The 19356-nt window shown below is 69.2% G+C and carries 22 protein-coding genes; 8 read left to right on the top strand and 14 right to left on the bottom strand.

Annotated features, from left to right (window positions below; translation table 11 throughout):
• Positions 1 to 30: 30 nt before the first annotated feature.
• From ACWGID_RS16990 to ACWGID_RS16980, 3 genes are read right to left on the bottom strand one after another with little or no spacing between them, the layout of a single operon-like run.
• Positions 31 to 438, bottom strand: a complete 408-nt coding sequence (locus ACWGID_RS16990; protein ID WP_452197467.1) for an N-acetyltransferase family protein — start codon at positions 436 to 438, stop codon at positions 31 to 33.
• A gap of 1 nt (position 439) precedes the next feature.
• Complete coding sequence (locus ACWGID_RS16985; protein WP_452197465.1) at positions 440 to 1021, bottom strand: class I SAM-dependent methyltransferase; 582 nt, start codon at positions 1019 to 1021, stop codon at positions 440 to 442.
• A 54-nt stretch (positions 1022 to 1075) separates the two neighbouring features.
• On the bottom strand, positions 1076 to 1309 hold the full coding sequence (locus ACWGID_RS16980) for a hypothetical protein (protein ID WP_452197463.1): 234 nt from the start codon (positions 1307 to 1309) through the stop codon (positions 1076 to 1078).
• Positions 1310 to 1390: 81 nt separating this feature from the next.
• Here ACWGID_RS16980 and ACWGID_RS16975 point away from each other — a divergent pair, with 81 nt between their 5' ends.
• Positions 1391 to 2350, top strand: a complete 960-nt coding sequence (locus ACWGID_RS16975; protein WP_452197462.1) for a hypothetical protein — start codon at positions 1391 to 1393, stop codon at positions 2348 to 2350.
• Between the two features lie 91 nt (positions 2351 to 2441).
• Here ACWGID_RS16975 and ACWGID_RS16970 read toward each other — a convergent pair whose 3' ends face one another.
• Positions 2442 to 3308, bottom strand: a complete 867-nt coding sequence (locus ACWGID_RS16970; protein WP_452197460.1) for an HIRAN domain-containing protein — start codon at positions 3306 to 3308, stop codon at positions 2442 to 2444.
• Positions 3309 to 3540: 232 nt separating this feature from the next.
• On the opposite strand from ACWGID_RS16970, the gene ilvA reads away from it, so the two are divergent.
• Positions 3541 to 4833, top strand: coding sequence for a threonine ammonia-lyase IlvA (ilvA, locus tag ACWGID_RS16965; RefSeq protein WP_452197458.1), 1293 nt, complete (start codon positions 3541 to 3543; stop codon positions 4831 to 4833).
• On the opposite strand, the gene ACWGID_RS16960 is transcribed toward ilvA, so the two are convergent.
• The 6 genes from ACWGID_RS16960 to ACWGID_RS16935 all read right to left on the bottom strand — a co-directional run bounded on the left by ACWGID_RS16960 (position 4830) and on the right by ACWGID_RS16935 (position 10605).
• A complete protein-coding gene (locus ACWGID_RS16960; RefSeq protein WP_452197456.1) occupies positions 4830 to 5279 on the bottom strand; it encodes a hypothetical protein in 450 nt (149 codons plus the stop codon). The two genes, ilvA and ACWGID_RS16960, sit on opposite strands and share 4 nt — an antisense overlap.
• Before the next feature lie 95 nt (positions 5280 to 5374).
• Complete coding sequence (locus tag ACWGID_RS16955) at positions 5375 to 5617, bottom strand: LuxR C-terminal-related transcriptional regulator (protein ID WP_130386717.1); 243 nt, start codon at positions 5615 to 5617, stop codon at positions 5375 to 5377.
• Positions 5618 to 5622: 5 nt separating this feature from the next.
• Positions 5623 to 7044, bottom strand: coding sequence for a rhamnulokinase (locus ACWGID_RS16950; RefSeq protein WP_452197454.1), 1422 nt, complete (start codon positions 7042 to 7044; stop codon positions 5623 to 5625).
• A gap of 10 nt (positions 7045 to 7054) precedes the next feature.
• Positions 7055 to 9088, bottom strand: coding sequence for a bifunctional aldolase/short-chain dehydrogenase (locus tag ACWGID_RS16945; RefSeq protein WP_452197452.1), 2034 nt, complete (start codon positions 9086 to 9088; stop codon positions 7055 to 7057).
• A 6-nt stretch (positions 9089 to 9094) separates the two neighbouring features.
• On the bottom strand, positions 9095 to 10258 hold the full coding sequence (rhaI, locus tag ACWGID_RS16940; protein WP_452197451.1) for an L-rhamnose isomerase: 1164 nt from the start codon (positions 10256 to 10258) through the stop codon (positions 9095 to 9097).
• 14 nt (positions 10259 to 10272) lie between these two features.
• Positions 10273 to 10605: an L-rhamnose mutarotase gene (locus tag ACWGID_RS16935; protein ID WP_452197449.1), complete on the bottom strand. Its 333-nt coding sequence runs from the start codon at positions 10603 to 10605 to the stop codon at positions 10273 to 10275.
• A 201-nt stretch (positions 10606 to 10806) separates the two neighbouring features.
• On the opposite strand from ACWGID_RS16935, the gene ACWGID_RS16930 reads away from it, so the two are divergent.
• Together ACWGID_RS16930 and ACWGID_RS16925 are read left to right on the top strand one after the other, a co-directional pair.
• Positions 10807 to 11877 (top strand): LacI family DNA-binding transcriptional regulator, encoded by a 1071-nt coding sequence (locus ACWGID_RS16930; protein WP_452197448.1) that lies wholly within the window; start codon positions 10807 to 10809, stop codon positions 11875 to 11877.
• A 56-nt stretch (positions 11878 to 11933) separates the two neighbouring features.
• On the top strand, positions 11934 to 13025 hold the full coding sequence (locus ACWGID_RS16925; RefSeq protein WP_452197446.1) for a lysylphosphatidylglycerol synthase transmembrane domain-containing protein: 1092 nt from the start codon (positions 11934 to 11936) through the stop codon (positions 13023 to 13025).
• Between the two features lie 3 nt (positions 13026 to 13028).
• Here the strand turns inward: ACWGID_RS16925 and ACWGID_RS16920 are convergent, their stop codons facing one another.
• Positions 13029 to 13664: a TetR/AcrR family transcriptional regulator gene (locus ACWGID_RS16920; protein ID WP_452197444.1), complete on the bottom strand. Its 636-nt coding sequence runs from the start codon at positions 13662 to 13664 to the stop codon at positions 13029 to 13031.
• A 96-nt stretch (positions 13665 to 13760) separates the two neighbouring features.
• Between ACWGID_RS16920 and ACWGID_RS16915 the strand changes: the two genes are divergently transcribed.
• Together ACWGID_RS16915 and ACWGID_RS16910 are read left to right on the top strand one after the other, a co-directional pair.
• The gene (locus tag ACWGID_RS16915) at positions 13761 to 14564 is read left to right on the top strand and encodes an alpha/beta fold hydrolase (protein WP_452197442.1); all 804 of its coding nucleotides are present in this window, start codon (positions 13761 to 13763) and stop codon (positions 14562 to 14564) included.
• 53 nt (positions 14565 to 14617) lie between these two features.
• Entirely contained in the window at positions 14618 to 15169 is a 552-nt protein-coding gene (locus tag ACWGID_RS16910) for a DUF4240 domain-containing protein (protein WP_452197441.1), read from the top strand.
• Here the strand turns inward: ACWGID_RS16910 and ACWGID_RS16905 are convergent.
• The 3 genes from ACWGID_RS16905 to ACWGID_RS16895 are packed head-to-tail and all read right to left on the bottom strand — an operon-like array spanning position 15166 to position 17445.
• The gene (locus ACWGID_RS16905; protein WP_452197439.1) at positions 15166 to 15831 is read right to left on the bottom strand and encodes a hypothetical protein; all 666 of its coding nucleotides are present in this window, start codon (positions 15829 to 15831) and stop codon (positions 15166 to 15168) included. The two genes, ACWGID_RS16910 and ACWGID_RS16905, sit on opposite strands and share 4 nt — an antisense overlap.
• A 37-nt stretch (positions 15832 to 15868) precedes the next feature.
• Positions 15869 to 17095 (bottom strand): RNA polymerase sigma factor, encoded by a 1227-nt coding sequence (locus ACWGID_RS16900; RefSeq protein WP_452197437.1) that lies wholly within the window; start codon positions 17093 to 17095, stop codon positions 15869 to 15871.
• Positions 17092 to 17445, bottom strand: a complete 354-nt coding sequence (locus ACWGID_RS16895; protein WP_452197833.1) for a YciI family protein — start codon at positions 17443 to 17445, stop codon at positions 17092 to 17094. The genes ACWGID_RS16900 and ACWGID_RS16895 overlap by 4 nt, the downstream gene beginning before the upstream one ends.
• Before the next feature lie 180 nt (positions 17446 to 17625).
• On the opposite strand from ACWGID_RS16895, the gene ACWGID_RS16890 reads away from it, so the two are divergent.
• The gene (locus ACWGID_RS16890) at positions 17626 to 19053 is read left to right on the top strand and encodes an MFS transporter (RefSeq protein WP_452197435.1); all 1428 of its coding nucleotides are present in this window, start codon (positions 17626 to 17628) and stop codon (positions 19051 to 19053) included.
• Between the two features lie 10 nt (positions 19054 to 19063).
• Positions 19064 to 19219: a DUF6131 family protein gene (locus tag ACWGID_RS16885; protein WP_387767782.1), complete on the top strand. Its 156-nt coding sequence runs from the start codon at positions 19064 to 19066 to the stop codon at positions 19217 to 19219.
• Positions 19220 to 19356 lie beyond the last annotated feature (137 nt).

Here is a 19356-nt window from a genome sequence, read left to right as displayed (position 1 = left end):
TTTCCCAAACCAACAACACCCTCCGCCCGCCTAATACCCCCTCAACCCGTCGTTTCTGGGTGCGCTTTGGGTGCCGCCCCCCCAACACCCGGCGTCGTACAGCCTGCGGGCCGGGACGTTGTCGGCGCCGGTGATGAGAAACATCTTCGTCGCGCCGGCCGACCGGCCCGCACCGATGAACGCGGTCACCAGAGAGCGCCCAATGCCCTGGCTGCGCAAGGATTCGACGACCGCGAGGTTGTGCAGGTAGAGCATCGACGCGCCGTCGGGGCGCGGCAGCCGGTATCCCCAGCACCAGCCGGCGACCTGGTCGTCCACGGTGGCAACGAAGATCAGCGTGCCGGCGGCGTCCAGGTAGTCGACGTCGGCGTCGCCGTTCTGGAAGGTGCGGACGGCGCGCGCGAGCAGTTCCGCATCGGGGACGACGACCTCGACCATCTCACTTCCTCCAGGTGATCGAGTAGCGGAACATCAGATGGCGACGGTACGTCGACCCCGGGAGCACGTCGCTCGCCAGCGACCGCATCTCCGGATATGTCACCGGCGGCGGCCACACCATCGGCGAGGGATGTTGCCAGTTGCCCTTGACCGCTCGGTGCGCCTGGCTGACGGCGACGCCCGCGATCGCGTACGGAAGATCCTTCGGCAGCGTCTCGCGCGCGAGTCCGACCACTGCCAGGACTCCACCGGGACGCAGCAACTCAGCCATCCGCAGCAGCCCTTCGCGCGCGTCGACATGGTGCAGCGTCGCGACCGACGCGACCACGTCGTACGACGCGGGCTCCAATGGGTACTGCAGGAAGTCACCCTCGACGTACTGGATGTCGTCTCCGAATCCCCGCGCCAACTCGAGGCTCGGCGTATCGAGGTCGATTCCCGTGACCTCGGGGACGACGCGGCGCAGCCCGCGCGCGAGCATGCCCTCGCCGCAGCCGATGTCCAGCGCTCGCTCGGCGCCGGGCGGGACGGCCTGGAGGATTCGCGGGTGGTAGTGGATGTTGTGGTTCCACCGTTGCCTCATCCGCCTATCCTTCACCGGCCGCGGATCACCAAGCTCGGATCACGTGGCCTTGGATCACCTGGCGTCCTGGAGAGCGGCGTCGATGGCGGCGGTCAGGGCCTGGTCGTCGTTGCCGCGCCAGGTGTGCTGCTCCGCACACATCCACTGGTCGGGCTCCGGCGGGATCACACAGCCGAACAAGCGAACCTTGCCGGCCGCGGCCGCGTCCCGTGCCACCTGCGTGGGCAGGCCGTACAGGATCGGCACTCCCTGTTGTCCACAGACCGGGCACTCCGCTGCGTTCGCCATACGGCCAAAGTACGTCAACCCCGGCCGACGTACGATCGAGGTTCGCCCGCCAGAGGGTCGGCGGAGGTAAGGGAGATGGTTGTGGCAAGGCTCTTCGGGTTCAGGTCGGCCGAGCAGAAGGCGGCGGACGCCCGTGGTCAGTGGTGGGACCGGATGTCCAGGATGGTGCAGAACTACACCGGGCGCCCGCTGCGCGACGACGCGAACCGCTTCCACGGCTCCGACCCGGCTGTGCTCCGATCCGCCGTCTGCGACGCCATGGCCGACGTCTACGCCGGGGACTTCCGGCACGTGGGCCTGGTCCGTGGAATGGCCAGGCAGGTGGCCGTACAGGATGTCGACAACATGATCGCGTCCAGCAAGGTCCCCGACGCCGACCGAGCGATTCTCGATCAGCGGGCGGCCGGCGAGCCCCAGCCCGCCGACATCCGCGACACTGTCCGGCAGGTCGCGGCCGTCGGCTTCACCGAGGCCCTCGGCAACCATCTCGGCAACAGCCCCGGCGCCCCGGCCGTCGCCCGGCACATCCTGTCGGAATCGGGCGGCGCAGGACCGCAGACCACCCCGATCCGGACCGCCGCGACCATGCTCTTCGAGTCGTCGCCGCAGGCGCAGGCCATGATCCCGCCCGAGCAGCACCAGAACGCGATCTCCAGCATCCAACTGGCGATGGAGAACGAGGCCAGGATGCTCGACAACACGACCCGGGACCTCTTCGGACACTCCGGGCTCCCGTCACGCCCGTTCGAGCAGACTCTGGACGAGACGCGCAGGCTCGGCGGCGACATCGCCGAGGCCGGCATCGAGGCCGTGGACCGGATGGCGCATCCGCCGGCGCCGACCGGCCAGCCGCTGGTGTCGCCGGCCGTCGACGTCCACACCGCGCAGGCCGCCGCCTCGTCGGGCGTCGCCTCAGCCGCCGGCGCGCCGGCCGGCGGTTCCGGACGACCGGACAGTACGTCGACGGGAGCCCGCGACCCACGCCTGGAACACCGCCTGGATGCAACAAAGGCCGACCGCTCCGGCGCTCGCGAAGCCTGATCTCGCGTGCGCCGACACGGTCGGCCTGTCCTCGTCGAAGTAGCTCCGCAGTACCGGCCTGGTGAGGCATGGTCAGTACTGCGCAGCCGCCTTAGTTCGCTTCCTTGGTGGCCCAGTAGTGCCATTGCGGGGACGCGACTGGGGAGCGGGCCAGGCCGTCCGGCCAGGTGGCCGGCAGGTCGTGACTCCGTGCCGCGTAGAGGATCACCTCCGATGCGATCCGGTCGCCGCGCACGGCGACGCGGGCGGCGGTCTCGGCACGCATGTCGGACAGGTAGTGGATCGCCGGCAGGAACTCGGCGCTCAGCCGCGGGCTGAGCCGGCCGACGGGTTCGTCGTCGAGCCGGATCTCGACCACGATCCGGTGCCGGTCCTGAATGCTGTCCTCCTCCTCGATCGCGTGCATGGTGGCGTACGCCCAGCACTCGCCCTCCGCGCGGAAGAACGGCGCCAGGACGTCGGGATGCACCTCGCTGCCCGGGACGACGATGCCGCTGCCGGGCGGTAGCAGGTGAAAACTGCCTGGCGGGGGCAGATTCACCGGGACGAGCATGTGCGGCTGCCCGAGGGCGACCGCGACGTTCGCGTGGAACTCGGTGCCCTGGGTGCCCTTGCCGTCCCAGTCCGCCGGCTCCCATTCGCTCACCCACAAGTGGCACGGCACCTGCGGTCGCAGGCCTTGCGCCACCAGTCCTGACAGCACCGGGTGGTACCGGTGCGCGTCGTCCCTCGGCAGATAGCCGACAACCTTGCCCTGCACCCGGACGGCGATCGACCGCGGGTCGAAACGGTTGTGCGGTTCCGGGACGAGGTCCGCCTCGGTGTCCAGATCTGCGCCACGCGCCGGGATGGGGTCCGGGAACAGGCTACGGATCGCCTGCTCGTGCGGGGCCTCCCGCACGACTTCCTGACCACACCACAACGCGTCTCCCCACAGACTGAACGGAATCAGTTCCATCTGTGCCCTCCAGTCCTCACTAGACCGGCTTTGAACTGCTCATCTCTTCCAAGGCCCTGGTCGTTACACCGAGTGAGCGTATGAAAACTAGACTGCCCAGTGAAGGACCCTTTCACGCATGGTGCAAGAGTCTGATACGCAAAGCTATCCACCGGTCCGGACTCTGGACGCGAATCGTCTTGTGCAGCGAGCGAATCGTCGAAGATCGTGCAAATGCACGGGAAGGAACGTCATGCAGGGCAGCAGTTCAGGCGCTCGACCAACCCCTCCGGAGCTCGTTGACGGGGTCGACGCCGCGGCGATCGAGGCCGCCATCAAGCGCCTGGACGGCGTCGCCGTCCGGACCCCGTTGCAGCGCAACCTCCGGCTCTCCGAGCGCACCGGCGCACAGGTCTGGCTGAAGCGCGAAGATCTGCAGATCGGGCGTTCCTACAAGCTGCGCGGCGCGTACAACCTGATCGCCCAGCTGGACGACGCGGCCAAGGCCGCCGGTGTCGTCTGCGCGAGTGCTGGCAACCATGGTCAGGGGTTGGCGTATTCGTGCCACATCCTCGGCGTCCGGGGCAAGGTCTACGTCCCACGTACGACGCCGCGGCAGAAGCGGGACCGGATCGCGGCGCTCGGCGGCAAGCAGATCACGGTGATCGTCACCGGCGACACGTACGACGACGCGGCCGCCGCGGCACTCGCGGAGAGTGCGGCGACCGGGGCGACGATGGTGCCCGCGTTCGACGATCCGCGCACTGTGGCCGGGCAGGGGACGGTGGCCGTCGAGTTGGTGGAGCAGCTCGGGCACGCGCCCGACGTACTCGTCGTCCCTGTTGGTGGTGGCGGTCTCGTTGCGGGGGTTGCAACGTGGATCGCCGAGCGGCATCCCGGCGTACGGATCGTCGGCGTCGAGCCCGGTGGCGCGGCGAGTATGGCGGCCGCGCTGGCGGCCGGTGAGCCGGTGACGTTGCCGCAGCTCGACAGTTTCGTGGACGGTGCCGCCGTACGACGCGTTGGTGAAGTGCCCCTTCCGCTGGTACGGCGGGCCGGTGTCGAGCTGATGTCCGTGCCCGAGGGTCTGGTCTGCTCCGAGATGCTCGCGCTCTACCAGACCGACGGGCTGATCGCGGAGCCCGCGGGCGCCTTGTCGACAAGTGCCCTGGGCAACGGTCTCGACGTGCGCCCCGGCGAGACCGTCGTCTGCCTGCTCTCCGGCGGCAACAACGACGTCAGCCGGTACGGCGAGATCCTCGAGCGATCGCTGGTGTACGAAGGCCTCAAGCACTACTTCCTGGTGACGTTCCCGCAGGAGCCCGGCGCCTTGCGCACGTTCCTCGACGACGCGCTCGGCCCGGACGACGACATCACGCTCTTCGAGTACGTGAAGCGCAACAACCGCGAGACCGGTGTCGCGCTGGTCGGCCTGGAGATCAGCAGCCGCGACGACCTCCCGGGCCTGCTGGCCCGGATGGCCGCCACGCCGCTGGACATCGAGCGCATCAACCCGAACTCCCCCGAGTTCAGGTACCTGATCTAGTCAGCCCGCGACTGCCGCGCGTGCCGCGGGTCGTGCGGGTGACTGCCGTCGTCCCAGTTCGGCGGCTGGTCGGGCGATTCCGCGGTCTCTTCGCGGCTGTTGTCCGGCCACAGGTTCTGCGCGCGGTCGCGGTGTTCCTCGGACTCCGCGCGCGACTGCGCGGCGGCCTCGCGGCGTTCGCTCGCACCGGCGGTCAGCCGGCGCGCCTCGGCCGCCTGCTCGTCGGCGATCGCCTGCGCCTCGCGGGCCCGGGCGTCCACCTCGTCGGCGACGGCTTGCTGTTTCTCGGCCTGCGCAGCGCTCGCGCGGGCCTGCTGCTCGTGCTCGTACGCCGCCCGCTCGGCGCGATCCCGCGACCTGCGCGACATCGTGCCGGCGATCAGCGCGACCACGATGACCAGCACGGCCAGGGCGACGACGATCCAGACGATGGTCATTCCGTTCATCGGTCCTCCTCGGCTCGATGATCAGAACGTCCGGTACCCGGAGGCCGTCGCCCGCTAAACGCCGTGCTTCCGGCGCCCCGCAGCCAACGCCTGCCTCAGACGAGCCCGCGGCGGGCCGCCCAGACGATGGCTTCGATGGCGGTGCTGAAGCCGAGCCGGTCACAGATCAGGCGGGTCCGGCGACGGACGGTGCGTTCGGACAGGTCGAGGCGGCGGGCGACGCCGTCGACCGGGAGGCCGGTGGCGAGCAGCCGGAGCAGCTGCAGGTCGTCGTGGCTGATCTCGCGCGGCGGTACCCGGCGGGCGAGCGGTCGGAGTTCCTGGGGGAGGACGGTCATGCGAATCACCTTGTTCCGAACATCCGGGACTCGGCGGCGTCCCAGTCGGCCGGTTTGCCCTGCGGGTCGTAGCGCCGCAGAGAATGTGTGGACCGGACCAGGGCACGCATCGCGCGCAGATCCGGGAACGGCTCGCCGAGGGCGCGAGCTTGGACGAGAACGTTGCCGAGCGCGGACGCCTCGACGGGTCCGGCCAGGACAGGTACGCCGCAGGCGTCGGCGGTGAGCTGACACAGCAGCTCGTTCTGCGATCCACCACCGATCACGTGCAGTACGTCGACCACGCGGTCCGCGAGCGCCTGCGCCGACCGCAGGGTACGGCGGTACGCCAGCGCGAGACTCTCCAGGATGCACCGCACCACGGCACCGCGGGACCGCGGCGGCTCCTGCCCGGTCGCTCGGCAGTGCTCGTCGATCCGGGCCGGCATGTTGCCAGGAGCAAGGAATTCGGGAGCGTCCGGGTCGATCAGCACCGCGAACGGCGGCGCCTCGGCCGCGGCGCGCAACAGACCGGTGACGTCGTCGTCGCCCCAGACCCGTTGGCACTCCTGGAGGATCCACAGCCCCATCACGTTCCGCAGGAACCGGATCCGTCCGTCGACGCCGCCTTCGTTGGTGAAGTTCGCCGCCCGCGCCTCGTCGGTCAGCACCGGCGCGTCGAGCTCGAGCCCGACGAGCGACCAGGTCCCGGACGAGATGTACGCGAACCGCTCCCCCTCTGCCGGCACAGCGACCACGGCAGATGCCGTGTCATGCGATCCGACCGCGATGACCGAGATCTCCGGCGCCAACCCGGTCTCGTCGGGGAGCACAGTGCCGACGACATCACCGGGCTCCCGCAGTTCCGGGAACAGTCGGCGCGGCAATCCCATCCGCGAAATCAGGTCGTCACTCCAGTCCCGCGAGCGAACGTCGTACAGCTGGGTGGTTGAGGCGTTGGTGCGCTCGACGCCGATCTCTCCGGTCATCCAGTAGCTGAGGAGGTCGGGGATCATCAACAGGCTGTCTGCAGAGTCCAGCGTCTCGGTAGCGAGCTGGTAGATGGTGTTGAACGGGAGTTGCTGCAGGCCCGTCGCGGCGTACAGGTCCGCTGCGGGGATCTTCTGCAGGACCTGGTCCATCACGCCGTCGGTGCGGGAGTCGCGGTAGTGCACGGGGTTGCCCAGCAGGCCGCCCGACGCGTCGAGCAGTCCGTAGTCGACAGCCCAGGAATCGATCCCGAGGCTGTCGATCGAGCCGGCCAGCTGCAGTCCTTCGAGGATCGAGCGGTACAGGTGCAGGACGTCCCAGTGCAGCGTCCCACGCACCCGGACCGGCCCGTTCCAGAACCGGTTGAGCTCGCGCAACTCGAGGACGTGCGGACCTACCTCGCCGAGCATCACCCGCCCGCTCGACGCACCCAGGTCCACCGCGGCAACCCGCTTCACGGCCGCGCTCCTACCGCAGGAACGCGGCAGCCACGCCGGCGTCGACAGGCACGTGCAGACCGGTCGTGTGGGTGAGGTCGCCACCGGTCAACGCGAACACCGCGGCCGCGACGTTCTCCGGCAGCACCTCGCGCTTCAGCAGCGTCCGCCGCGCGTAGTACGCACCCAGCTCCTCCTCCGGTACGCCGTACACCGCGGCCCGCTTCGCTCCCCAGCCACCGGCGAAGATGCCGGAGCCACGGACGACGCCGTCGGGGTTCACGCCGTTGACCCGGATCCCGTGCTCGCCGAGCTCGGCCGCGAGCAGCCGGACCTGGTGCGCCTGGTCCGCCTTCGCGGCGCCGTACGCGACGTTGTTCGGGCCCGCGAAGACCGCGTTCTTGCTGGAGATGTAGACGATGTCGCCGCCCATCTCCTGGTCGATCAGGATCCGCGCGGCCGCCCGCGAGACCAGGAACGAGCCCTTCGCCATCACGTCGTGCTGCAGGTCCCAGTCGCGGTCCGTTGTGTCGAGCAACGACTTCGAGATCGACAGCCCGGCGTTGTTGACGATCAGGTCGACACCGCCGAACGCCAGCACGGCCTCGCGCAGCGCCGCCTCGACGGCGTCCGCCGACGACACGTCCGCGCCGACCGCGACCGCCACGTCGGACGAGCCGATCTCCTTGGCCACCGCTTCGGCCGCCGCCTGGTCCAGGTCCGCGACCACGACACACGCGCCCTCGGCCGCGAGCCGCTGCGCGATCGCCTTACCGATACCCGACCCGCCACCGGTCACGAACGCGACCCGGGTGGCCAGCGGCTTCGGCTTCGGCATCCGCTGCAGCTTCGCCTCTTCGAGCGCCCAGTACTCGATCCGGAACTTCTCCCGCTCGTCGATCGGTGCGTACGTCGACACCGCCTCGGCTCCGCGCATCACGTTGATCGCGTTCACGTAGAACTCGCCGGCCACCCGCGCGGTCTGCTTGTCCTTGCCGAAGCTGAACATCCCGACGCCCGGGACGAGCACGATCGCCGGATCCGCACCCCGCATCGCCGGGCTGTCCGCCTCGGCGTGCCGGTTGTAGTACGCCGCATACTCCTCGCGATAGGCGGCGTGCAGTTCCTTCAGCCGAGCGACTGAGTCCTCGATCGACGCGGCGGCCGGAAGGTCCAGGACCAGCGGGCGGACCTTGGTGCGCAGGAAATGGTCCGGGCAGGACGTGCCGAGCGCGGCCAACTCGGCCAGCTTCTCCCGGGCGGTGAACTCGAGCACGACGTCGGAGTCGTTGAAGTGGCCCACCTGCGGCTTGTCGGTCGACGCCAGCCCGCGGATGACCGGCGCCAGCGCAGCGGCCTTCAGGCGGCGTTCCGTCGGGTCGAGCGGTTCGAAGCCGGCCACCACGGCACCGAACGGCTCCGCGACACCACGCTCGGCGAGGAAGCGTTCCGCCGTACGGATGATGTCGAGGGAGTTCGCCTCGCACTCCTCGGACGTGTCGCCCCACGCGGTGATGCCGTGGCCGCCGAGGATGCAGCCGATCGCCTGCGGGTTCTCCCGCTTCACGGCCGCGATGTCGAGTCCGAGCTGGAAGCCGGGGCGCCGCCACGGGACCCACACGACGCGGTCGCCGAAGCACTCCGCGGTGAGCTTCTCGCCGTCCGTCGCGGTCGCCAGTGCGATCCCGGAGTCCGGGTGCAGGTGGTCGACATGAGGGGCGTCGACCAGCCCGTGCATCGCCGTGTCGATCGACGGCGCCGCGCCGCCCTTGCCGTGCAGGCAGTAGTCGAACGCGGCGACCATCTCGTCCTCGCGGTCGACGCCCGGGTAGGAGTCGACCAGGGCGTTCAGCCGGTCGAGACGCAGTACCGCCAGGCCCTTGGCCGTCAGGGTGCCGAGGTCGCCGCCGGAACCCTTCACCCACACCAGGTCCACGGGCTGCTGCGTGACCGGGTCGGTCTCGGTGCCCTTGGCCGACGTGTTGCCGCCGGCGTAGTTGGTGTTGCGTGGATCGGCACCCAGTCGGTTGCTACGCGCAACGAGCTCGGCTGACGTGTCGGTCATCTCTGTTCAGGCTCCCCATCCGGCTTGCTGACCGTCGGCACGGTCCTTGGTGATCTGGTCGAAGTAGCCGCTGCGCTTGTACGCGGCGATCGGGTCGGCGTCCATGCCCTGGGACTCGCGCAGCTCCGCGAGCAGCGGCCGGACGTCGGTGTTGTAGGCATCCATCAGCGCCGCGTTCGCACCGAGGACGTCGCCTTCCTGCTGCGCCTTCCGCAGCGCGTCCCGGTCCACCAGCAGCGCCTTGGCGGTGGCCTCCTGGACGTTCATCACCGAGCGGATGATCGCGGGGATCTTCTCCTCGATGTTGTGACACTGGTCGAGCATGAACGCGATCCCGGCGTCCGGGTCGAGCGCGTCGCCGCGGACGATCTCGTTCATGATCCGGAACAACTGGAACGGGTCCGCCGCCCCGACCATCAGGTCGTCGTCGGCGTAGAACCGGCTGTTGAAGTCGAACGCGCCGAGCTTCTTGGTGCGCAGCAGGAACGCCACGATGAACTCGATGTTGGTCCCCGGCGCGTGGTGCCCGGTGTCGATACAGACCGTTGCCTTCGGCCCCAGTTCGAGACAGTGCGCGTACGACGTACCCCAGTCCGGCACGTCCGTGGTGTAGAAGGCCGGCTCGAACAGCTTGTACTCCAGCAGCATCCGCTGGTCGTCAGCGAGCCGGTCGTAGACCTCCTTCAGCGCGGTCGCGAGCCGGTCCTGGCGGTCCTGGATGTCGTCCTGGCCCGGGTAGTTCGTGCCGTCGGAGAACCACAGCTTCAGGTCGCGGGACCCGGTCGCGTCCATGATGTCGACGCATTCGAGCAGGTGGTCGGTGGCCTTCCGGCGGACCGCGGGATCCGGGTTCGTGACGCTGCCGAGCTTGTAGTCGTCGTCCTGGAACACGTTGCTGTTGATCGCCCCGAGCCGGACACCCTGCTCCTTCGCGTACGCCGACAGCGCCGCGTAGTCGTCCACCTTGTCCCAGGGGATGTGCAGCGCGACGCTCGGCGCCACCCCGGTGTACTTGTGCACCACGGCCGCGTCGGCGATCTTCTCCTCCGGCGACCGCGGGACGCCGGGCTGGGAGAACACCTTGAACCGGGTGCCCGAGTTGCCGAACGCCCACGAGGGCAGCTCGATCTCCTGGCGGCTGAGGGCGGCCTTCACGGCTTCGGTCGTCATGGTGTCAGTCCCCTTCAGGAAGCTTGTGCGGACAGGTGGAAGATCTCGGGCAGCAGCTGGAACGACTCGTCCGGCGGCCGGCCGTCGGTTCCGCTGAAGAAGTCCGTCATCTGCGCCTGCCATCGGGTGTTCACCTCGGTCGCCGCCATCGCCTGCTGCGCCGCCTCCAGGTCCGCGGACTCGACGTACCCGATCAGCAGGCCGTCGGCGCGGAGGAACAGCGAGTAGTTGTGCCAGCCGGAGTCGCGCAACGCCGCCTGCATGTCCGGCCAGACGTCACGGTGCCGGTCGACGTACTCGTCGAGGCGGTCGGGCCGAACCTGCAGGCAGAAGCAATAACGATTCACTGCGTCACCTCTACCTGGGGCGGGCGGAGTCGATGAAAGGTTTCAACGACGTCCCCTGACGCTAAGTGCGAGTCCCCTGAGCCGTCAAGAGGCTGACCAGCTTTTGCGGCCGATCCCGGACCGGCGCTGCGGAGATTCGCCGGACACCGGGTATTCTTCGGCAGCTAAGACGTTTCAAGTGCGCAGGGAGGTCTCGGGTCCGTGGACGATGCCGAAGCCCTGCCCGAACGGACCCGGCGGCGCCGGGCCCCGAAGCCGCACGCGGCCGGCGTGAAGGCGGTCGCCGCCGCGGCCGGCGTCTCCCTGGGCACCGTCTCGAACGTGCTGAACCGGCCCGAGGTGGTCAGTCCGCTGACCCGGGCGAAGGTCGAGGCGGCGATGGCCTCGCTCGGCTTCGTGCGCAACGAGTCGGCCCGGCAGTTGCGCGCCGGTTCCAGCCGGATCCTCGCCTACCTGATGCTCGACGCCGGCAACCCGTTCTTCACCGACGTCGCAAAGGGCGTCGAGGAGGCTGCTCGCGCGGCCGGACTCTCGGTGTTCCTCTGCAACAGCAGCGAGGACGCGGACCGCGAGGCGGCGTACCTGGATCTGCTCGAGCAGCAGCGCGTCCAGGGCATCCTGATCACGCCGATCGACCAGAACTCGTCCCGCCTGCGCAAACTGCCCTCCCGCGGTACGCCGGTGGTCGTGGTGGACCGGGCCATCGACGACGCGGAGCACTGCTCGGTCGCGGTCAACGACGTACTCGGCGGGGAGCTCGCGATCGCGCATCTGCTCGAGCTCGGCCACCAGCGGATCGCGTACGTCGGCGGGCCGAACACCATCGGCCAGGTCATCGACCGGCGCGACGGCGCCCGGCGCGCGCTCCGGACAGCCGGCAAGCCCGCCACGGATCTCGTCGAGCTCACCACCGGCGCGCTCACGGTCGCCGAAGGTAGGGGCGCCGGGCAACGACTCGCCGGCCTCCCCGCGGACCGCCGGCCGACCGCCGCGTTCTGCGCGAACGACCTGCTGGCGCTGGGACTGCTGCAACAGTGCGTGAGCCTCGGGCTACGCGTCCCGGAGGATCTCGCGATCGTCGGGTACGACGACATCGAGTTCGCCGAGGCAGCCGCCGTACCGCTGACATCGGTGCGTCAGCCGCGCCAGTTGCTCGGTCGCACCGCCGCGGAACTCCTGCTGGACGAGTCGTCGAACCCCGACCACGAGCACCAGCGCGTCACCTTCACACCGGAGCTGGTCGTCCGGACATCCACCCGGGGCACCCTCTGAGCTCAGCCGGTCGCGGTATGGTGGCGAGGCGGGTGGTGCACTGGGCGAGGTGAGAGATGCGCGTCGCTGGCGGGGGATTCGGGGGATTGGTGCGGCGTTGGGGCGGCCGCGCTGTCGGCCTGGCCATCACCGGTGTCGGTCTGTACATCGTCGCGCCGAGCATCCTGTCCCTCTTCGGTGCCTGGCCGCGCCTCGCGGACGTGGATCTGTGGTGGTTCGCCGTCCTCGTCGTCCTGGAAACGTTGAGCTTCGCCGCGTTGTGGTGGCTCGCCAAACTGGCTCTGGCCCCACATCCCGCGAGCGAGGATCCGCCACCGGCACCCGCGGGGTGGGGCACGATCGCGACGGCGCAACTGGCCGGGAACGCCGCCGCCAAGGTCGTCCCCGGCGGCCCGGCCACCGGCGGAGTCCTGCAAGGCAAACTCCTGATCCAGGCCGGACAGCCGGCGGCAGTCGTCACCTCCGCCTTGACCGCGATGGGCCTGATCACGACCGGCGTGCTGCTGCTGTTGCCGGTCCTCACGGTGCCCGCCGTACTGATCGGCCCGCCGCCGGCGAAGCAACTGGAGCTCGGTGTCCTGGTCTCGCTGATCATGGCGATCGTCATCGTCGGCCTCGGGCTCACCGCGCTGACCTGGGAACGGTTCGTCGTACTGGTCGGTCGTGGGATCGGCCGCGTCGTCCACGTGCTCAAGCGGAGCGTGACCGCCGACAGCTGCGCCGCTGCTCTGGTCGCACAGCGAGATCGCGTGGCCGCGGCCTTCGAAGGCCATTGGTGGGGTGCGGCCCTGTCGGCGGCCGCGAACCGGATGTTCGACTACGCCGCCCTCGTCGCGGCGCTCGCCGCGCTCCATGCGCATGCCCGCCCGTCCATGGTGCTGCTGGCGTACGTCGTCGCTCAGGCGCTCGCGATGATCCCGATCACGCCAGGCGGCCTCGGCTTCGTCGACGCCGGTCTCACCGCGCTACTGGTCCTGATCGGAGTCAGCGCGGACACCGCGCTCATCGGGACGCTGCTGTATCGGCTGTTCTCCTTCTGGCTGCCGATTCCGGTCGGCCTGTTCGCCTGGGCGGGCTGGCGCATCCATCTGCACATCACCCGTCCGTCGAGAGCGAAGCGGCCCCCGTCCGCCGTGGACGACCAGTAGCGATCAAGCTCCGTAGGCGGCGAGGAACACGTCGGTCGCCCGGTCCGCGAGCTTGTCCAGCTCGTCCGGCTTCGGCCGCTGCCGGGTGCCCGCGAACATCGCCCGGTTCATCGGCTTGTACATCACCAGACCGGCGAACTGGTACGCCGCCAGCGTCGGGTCATCGAGCTCCTTGAGCAGACCGCGGTCACTCAGTTTCGCCAACGCCTGCCCGAGCGCGTCGAGGGACTTCTCGAAACCGCTGGTGAACCAGGCGCCGCACACCTCGGGAAACCGGTCCGCCTCCGCGATCACGAGCCGGCGGAGCTGCAGAACGCTGTCGGCGGTGAGGCTCTGGAGCAGGCGATACGCCAACGCACGCAGGGCTTCCCGGGCGTCGTCGGCTCCGTCGAGAGTGTCGACGTACGCCTGGAGCAGGCCGTCGATCAGCTGGTCGCTGGTGCCGAGGACGATCTCGGCGAACAGCCGTTCCTTGTTCTCGAACTGCTTGTAGACGGTCTGTTTGGAGACGCCGGCCCGCGCGGCCACTTCGTCCATGCTCGCGCCGAGGTACCCGTGCTGCAGGAACACCTCGGTCGCGGCGGCCAGGATCGCGCGGCGCTTGCGCGGCGTCCGGCCCTCGGTCTCCAGCTGCTCCACGAAGCCCTCCTCCGGTCGGATCCGGAAATCATACTAGACAGTCCAGTTCTCCGTTGAGTACTGTACGGTCTAGTTCTTCAGGGAGGGAAAACCATCATGAGCACCGTGACATCCACCGACGGCACGACGATCGCCTTCGACGCGTACGGCGCCGGCCGGCCGCTGATCCTGGTCGACGGGGCGACCGCGCACCGCGCCGTCAACCCGGCGAACGCCGAGGTCGGGAAGCTGCTGAGCGACTCGTTCCGGACCTCCGTGTACGACCGGCGCGGGCGGGGCGCGAGCGGCGACACCGCGCCGTACGCGATCCAGCGGGAGATCGAGGACATCGAGGCACTGATCGCGGACGCTGGGCAGCCGGCCATCGTGTTCGGCTGGTCGTCGGGTGCCCTGCTGGCGCTGGACGCCGCGGCCGCCGGGCTGCCGATCGCCGGGCTGGTGCTGTTCGAGCCGCCGGTTGTTGTGGACGACGTCCGGCCGCCACTGCCGGCTGACTACGTCGAGCAGCTCGATGCGTTCGTCGCCGAAGGCCGTCGCGACCGCGCCGCCGAGCTGTTCATGACCGCAGCCGCCGGCCTGCCCACCGAGGCAGTCGCCGGGATGAAGCAGTCGCCGTACTGGGCGCCCGTCGAGGAGATCGCCCACACGATCGCGTACGACGGCCGCATCATGGGCACGACCATGTCCGGCAACCCGTTGCCGGAAGACCGCTGGGCCGGTGTCAAGGTCCCCGTCCTGGTCCTGCACGGCGACCAGACCTGGCCCGCCCTCTCATCAGGCGCGCAGGCCATAGCCGCCCACCTCCCGACCGCCACCCTCAAAGCCATCCCCGGCGAGAACCACAGCACCGAACCAACAACCCTCGCACCAGTACTCCGGGAGTTCGCCGACCGCACCTAATTCGTTGCGGATCAGCGCTCCCGCTGTCCCGGGGTCGGTGAGATGGTTTGGGGGTGGACAGGGATGGTTTCTGGGGGCTGGTCGAGGATGCGCGGGCCACGGTGGACGACACCGTGGCGGATCCGGACGGGGTGGCGGACGCGTTGACCAAGGTGCTCGGACTGGCCGCGACCGGGGAGATCGCCGGGTTCGGGGTCGAGCTGGCGCGGCTGCAGGTCGAGTCGTACCGGTGGGATCTCTGGGCGGCGGCGTACCTGATCAACTCCGGTGCCTCGGAGGACGGGTTCGACTCGTTCCGTGGCTGGCTGATCGCCCAGGGCCGGGAGGTGTGGGACGCCGCGCTGACCGACCCGGACTCGCTCGCCGACGTGGTGGACGAGGACCGGCCGGAGGGCTTCGAGGGGTTCGACGGCGAAGGGATCCTGCACGTCGGGAGTCACGCGTACAAGAACGTGACCGGGGACGCGGCGGCGTACTGGAAAGCGGTCGACGCGGACGCGCCGGACACGCCGGATCTGCCCGCAGGCAACGAGATCGACTTCGACGACTCGGACGATCTCGAGTCCCACCTGCCGCGGCTCGCCGCCTTGTACCTGGACGCCTAGGCCGGCTCTCCGCCAAGTCGCTCGATGGCGTTCCGCAGCCGGCTGCGCCAGCCGGAGCGGCCTGCCTCCTCGTCCGCGGCGGCGAGGCTGACCAGGTGCTGCGCTGTCTCGAAACCCTCGGCGATCTGCGGTTCCACCTCGGTCAGCGCCGACTGCGGCTCGTCGTGGTCGTACTCGATCGGCCGGCTCGTCCACCCGAACCCGTCCGGCACCAGCAGCTCGGGGACGAGCGTCTCGTGGCTGAGTGACGCCAGCTCCTGGTCCCCGTTCCCGATGCTGAAGATCGTCGTACCGCGGCGTCGTACGTCGTTGATCCGCTCGAGCAGTGTGGTGGCCGGATTCTCTTCGGCCACGACCAGCAGGGACTCACCACGACCTGCGTCCCGTAGGCGGTCCAGACCAATCGCCAAGTGTGGCGGGGCATCCGGTGGTGGCGCCCAGCGGACCAGGGACGGTCGCATGTCCTCCACGCCGGCGCGGTGCAGTTCGTCGTCCAGGTGCGCGGTCAGGTGCCAGGGCTCTTCGTCGACCGGCCCGAACAGCATCAGGCCGCTGCGCCTGGTGGTGAACCGCCGCAGCGCATAGCCGAACTCGGTGGTGCGGCTACCCAGTTCGGTGCCGCTCAGCATCTCCCGGAGGAGTGACGCCCTGGTGAGATCCACTCGTCCAACCTGACACATCCAGAGGTCCAGCGCGACTTCAGTCCAGGCGGTCCGCCTTCGACTGCAGGTAGTTCCGCTCCGGCACACTCGTCGTACGCCGGGCCGCCAGCAGGTAGCTCTCGCGCGCAGCGGCGGTGTCCCCGGACATCTCGAGCAGATGCGCGCGGACAGCCTCCAGCCGATGGTTCATGCGGTCGTCCGACTCGAGTGGCTCAAGCACGGCGAGGCCCTCCTTCGGTCCGACCGCCATACCGACAGCGACTGCGTGGTTGAGCTTCACCATCGGGTTGTCGACCAGCTGCTCGAGTACGTCGTACAGCGCGACGATCTGCCGCCAGTCGGTGTCGTCGGCGCGCGCAGCCGTGTCGTGCACCGCTGCGATCGCGGCCTGCACCTGGTACGGACCCAGCTGCGTTCGGGACAGCGCATCGGACACCAATGCCTCGCCCTCGACGATCAGCGTCTTGTTCCACAGGGTTCTGTCCTGCTCGGACAGCGGTATCAGTGTCCCGTCAGCCCCGGTCCGCGCCGGCCGTCGCGCATCGGTGAGCAGCATCAGCGCCAGCAGTCCGGCCACCTCACCGTCGTCCGGCAGCAGCTTCCGTACGCCGCGCACCAGCCGGATCGCCTCGGTGGTGAGCTCCGCACTGTGCAGCGACGTACCGGACGACGCCGTGTAGCCCTCGTTGAAGATCAGGTAGAGCACATGCAGTACGGCGCCCATCCGCTCGTCCCGGTCCGCCTCGGGCGGCATCTCGAACGAACTACCCGCCTGCTTGATACTCCGCTTCGCCCGGCTGATCCGCTGCGCCATGGTTGCCTCCGGCACCAGGAACGCGGCCGCGATCTGCGCGGTACTGAGGCCACCGACCGCGCGCAGCGTCAGCGCGATCTGGGACGCCGGCGACAGGGCCGGATGGCAGCAGAGGAACAGCAACGTCAGCGTGTCGTCCCGGCCGCCGGGATCGTCGATCTCCGGGCCGGAGGCAACGAACTCCTCCGGAGCGGCGAGCTGCGCGGCGTTCTCCTCCCGGCGCCGCCGCGCGGACTCGCTGCGGAGCAGATCGGTCAGCCGCCGCGACCCGACCCGGATCAGCCAGCCCCGCGGGTTGTCCGGCACGCCCTCGGACGGCCACTGCTGCGCGGCCGCCAGCAGCGCCTCCTGGACCGCTTCCTCGGCCAGGTCGAAGTGGCCGTAGTGCCGGACCAGCGCACTCAGCACCTGCGGCGCCTGCTCCCGGAGCAGCAGGTCGAAGTTACTCACATTTCCAGCCCGGACATGTCCATCACAGGTCGCACCTCCACGGCGACGTACTCCGCGTCGGGCATCCGGGCGGCGTACCCGATCGCCTGGTCGATGTTCTCGCACTCGACCAGGTAGAAGCCGGCCAGGTGTTCCTTCGCCTCGGCGTACGGCCCGTCGGTGGTGGTCGCGGTGTCGTCCCGCACCTGCACGGTCCGCGTGGTGATCGGGTCGGCCAGACCGGCCGCGCTGACCAGCAGGCCTTGTTCGGTCAGCTCCCTGGACAGCGTCTCGTGCGCCTCGACCAGCCCGTCGCGTTGCTCGGCCGACAGGCTCGCCCAGCTCTCGGGGTTGCTGTAGATCAGCAGCATGTACTTCACAGACACCATCCTGTCCCCAGTGGAGGCCGCGGTGACCTCCAGTTAACAGGTACGTCGAAACAGACCCGGCGTACTTCGACAGTTCCGGAATGTCGAAGTACACCAGGTCGGCGCCGACGTCTCCGGCGAGTGACGCTCAGCCGGGGCGTCCCGGCGTACTGGAGATGGCTGATGGTTTCGGAATCGAAGCGCTGGCTCGCGCTGGCGTTGCTCTGCCTGACCGGGTTCATGATCATCCTGGACGCTTCGATCGTGCTGGTCGCCGTACCGTCGATCGAGCGGGAGCTGACGTTCTCGACCGGTGGCGTGCAGTGGGTGCCGAGTGGGTACGCGCTGATGTTCGGTGGCCTGCTGCTGCTCGGCGGCCGGATCTCCGACCTCCTGGGGCGTCGACGGGTCTTCATCACCGGACTGCTGCTCTTCGCGGGGTCCTCCCTGCTGTGCGGCTTCGCGTGGAGTGGTGACGCTCTCGTCCTCGCGCGCGGCCTGCAGGGCGCCGCGGCCGCCGTACTCGCGCCCAGCGCGCTGTCGATCGTGATGACCACGTTCCCGTCCGGACCGGATCGCAACAAGGCGTTGGGGATCTGGGGTGCGACCAGTGGGGTCGGCGGTACGGCGGGTTCGCTCGTCGGCGGCCCGGTCACGGACGGACTCGGCTGGCAGTGGATCTTCTTCATCAATGTGCCGGTCTGCCTCCTTGTCGTCGTACTGGCGCCCGTACTGCTGCTCGACAGCCGCGGACCCGGACGCCGCGGTTTCGACCTCGCAGGCGCCGCCACTGTCACCGCTGCGCTCATCGTCCTCGTGTACGCCGTCATCGAGGCACCAGAGTCGTCAGCGATGCGGACGGCTCTTCTAGCTCTGCTCTCGGCTGTTCTCTTCGCTCTATTCGTCCTTGTAGAGAAGCGATCCGCAGCACCCCTCGTGCCGCTTCGAATCTTCCGATCGCGCACGCTGGTCGGCGGGAACCTCATCACGATCGCCTGGGGCCTGGCTGCGTTCGGACTCAACTTCGTGTACACGCAGTACGCCCAGCTCGCTCTAGGTGCGTCCGCGATCCGCTACGGCCTGATGTCCGCAGTACTCGCGGCAGCAGCGGTCGTGGGGTCCATGGTCGGCCAGCACCTCGTCACGCGCGTCGGACCGCGCCTGGTCGCCTTTGTGTCCTTACTGATCGCAGGAGTCGGTACGACGCTGATGACTCGACTGACCGTGGACTCCGGGTACTTCGAGCTGGCCTTCTGGGGTCTGACGATCTTCGGCGCCGGACTGGGTGCCGGCTCGGTCGCAGGTTCGATCGCCTCGCTCAGCGACGTCGCCGGCGAGGACGCTGGAGTCGCCTCCGGACTCCAGAACGCCAGCTTCCAGATCGGTGGCGCGGTCGGCGTCGCGGCCGTCTCCGCCGTGGCTACCGCGAACACGTCGGGTAGCGCTCCGACCGCACTGACGCACGGCTACCGGATCGCGTTCGCGACGGTGTGGTTGTTCATCGCGATCGGCCTGGCCGGATGCCTGCTGGTCAAACGACTGTTGGAGGTTCAGGGGGCCGGGAGTGGGAACCGGGAGCCCGCGGCCGCCACCGTGAGGCGGCCCAGTTGAAGGAGGTTCCATGCTGGTCCTCGGACTGATCCTGCTGCTTCTCGGGTTCCTGCTGCACATCTCGATCCTGTGGACGATCGGCATCGTCCTGCTCCTGGTCGGAGCTGTTCTGTGGCTGCTCGGAGCGACCGGCCGCGCGGTCGGTGGCCGACGCCACTGGTACTGATGCCGTGGTCTTCTGAACTGACAGAGGAAATCCACGGGGCGGCGGGGGCGGCCGGGAGGAGGTGGGGGGGGGTGTGTCTGAGGTGGAGTCTGGCCATACGTGTGGTTGGGATAGTTAGTGTTGGGGGGGGGGGCGCG

The organism is Kribbella sp. NPDC054772, from assembly GCF_053611945.1.
Note: the sequence above shows the minus strand (reverse complement) of the source record. Positions and strands in the feature narration are given on the sequence as shown.

What these genes read in the sequence shown, in the direction of transcription:
- ACWGID_RS16890 (WP_452197435.1), top strand. Translation starts at nt 17,626, where the DNA reads ATGGTTTCGGAATCGAAGCGCTGGCTCGCGCTGGCGTTGCTCTGCCTG.
- rhaI (WP_452197451.1), bottom strand. Translation starts at nt 10,258, where the DNA reads ATGACGACCGAAGCCGTGAAGGCCGCCCTCAGCCGCCAGGAGATCGAG.
- ACWGID_RS16915 (WP_452197442.1), top strand. Translation starts at nt 13,761, where the DNA reads ATGAGCACCGTGACATCCACCGACGGCACGACGATCGCCTTCGACGCG.
- ACWGID_RS16960 (WP_452197456.1), bottom strand. Translation starts at nt 5,279, where the DNA reads ATGAACGGAATGACCATCGTCTGGATCGTCGTCGCCCTGGCCGTGCTG.
- ACWGID_RS16985 (WP_452197465.1), bottom strand. Translation starts at nt 1,021, where the DNA reads ATGAGGCAACGGTGGAACCACAACATCCACTACCACCCGCGAATCCTC.
- ACWGID_RS16945 (WP_452197452.1), bottom strand. Translation starts at nt 9,088, where the DNA reads ATGACCGACACGTCAGCCGAGCTCGTTGCGCGTAGCAACCGACTGGGT.
- ACWGID_RS16970 (WP_452197460.1), bottom strand. Translation starts at nt 3,308, where the DNA reads ATGGAACTGATTCCGTTCAGTCTGTGGGGAGACGCGTTGTGGTGTGGT.
- ACWGID_RS16990 (WP_452197467.1), bottom strand. Translation starts at nt 438, where the DNA reads ATGGTCGAGGTCGTCGTCCCCGATGCGGAACTGCTCGCGCGCGCCGTC.
- ACWGID_RS16955 (WP_130386717.1), bottom strand. Translation starts at nt 5,617, where the DNA reads ATGACCGTCCTCCCCCAGGAACTCCGACCGCTCGCCCGCCGGGTACCG.
- ACWGID_RS16980 (WP_452197463.1), bottom strand. Translation starts at nt 1,309, where the DNA reads ATGGCGAACGCAGCGGAGTGCCCGGTCTGTGGACAACAGGGAGTGCCG.
- ilvA (WP_452197458.1), top strand. Translation starts at nt 3,541, where the DNA reads ATGCAGGGCAGCAGTTCAGGCGCTCGACCAACCCCTCCGGAGCTCGTT.
- ACWGID_RS16885 (WP_387767782.1), top strand. Translation starts at nt 19,064, where the DNA reads ATGCTGGTCCTCGGACTGATCCTGCTGCTTCTCGGGTTCCTGCTGCAC.
- ACWGID_RS16925 (WP_452197446.1), top strand. Translation starts at nt 11,934, where the DNA reads ATGCGCGTCGCTGGCGGGGGATTCGGGGGATTGGTGCGGCGTTGGGGC.
- ACWGID_RS16895 (WP_452197833.1), bottom strand. Translation starts at nt 17,445, where the DNA reads ATGCTGCTGATCTACAGCAACCCCGAGAGCTGGGCGAGCCTGTCGGCC.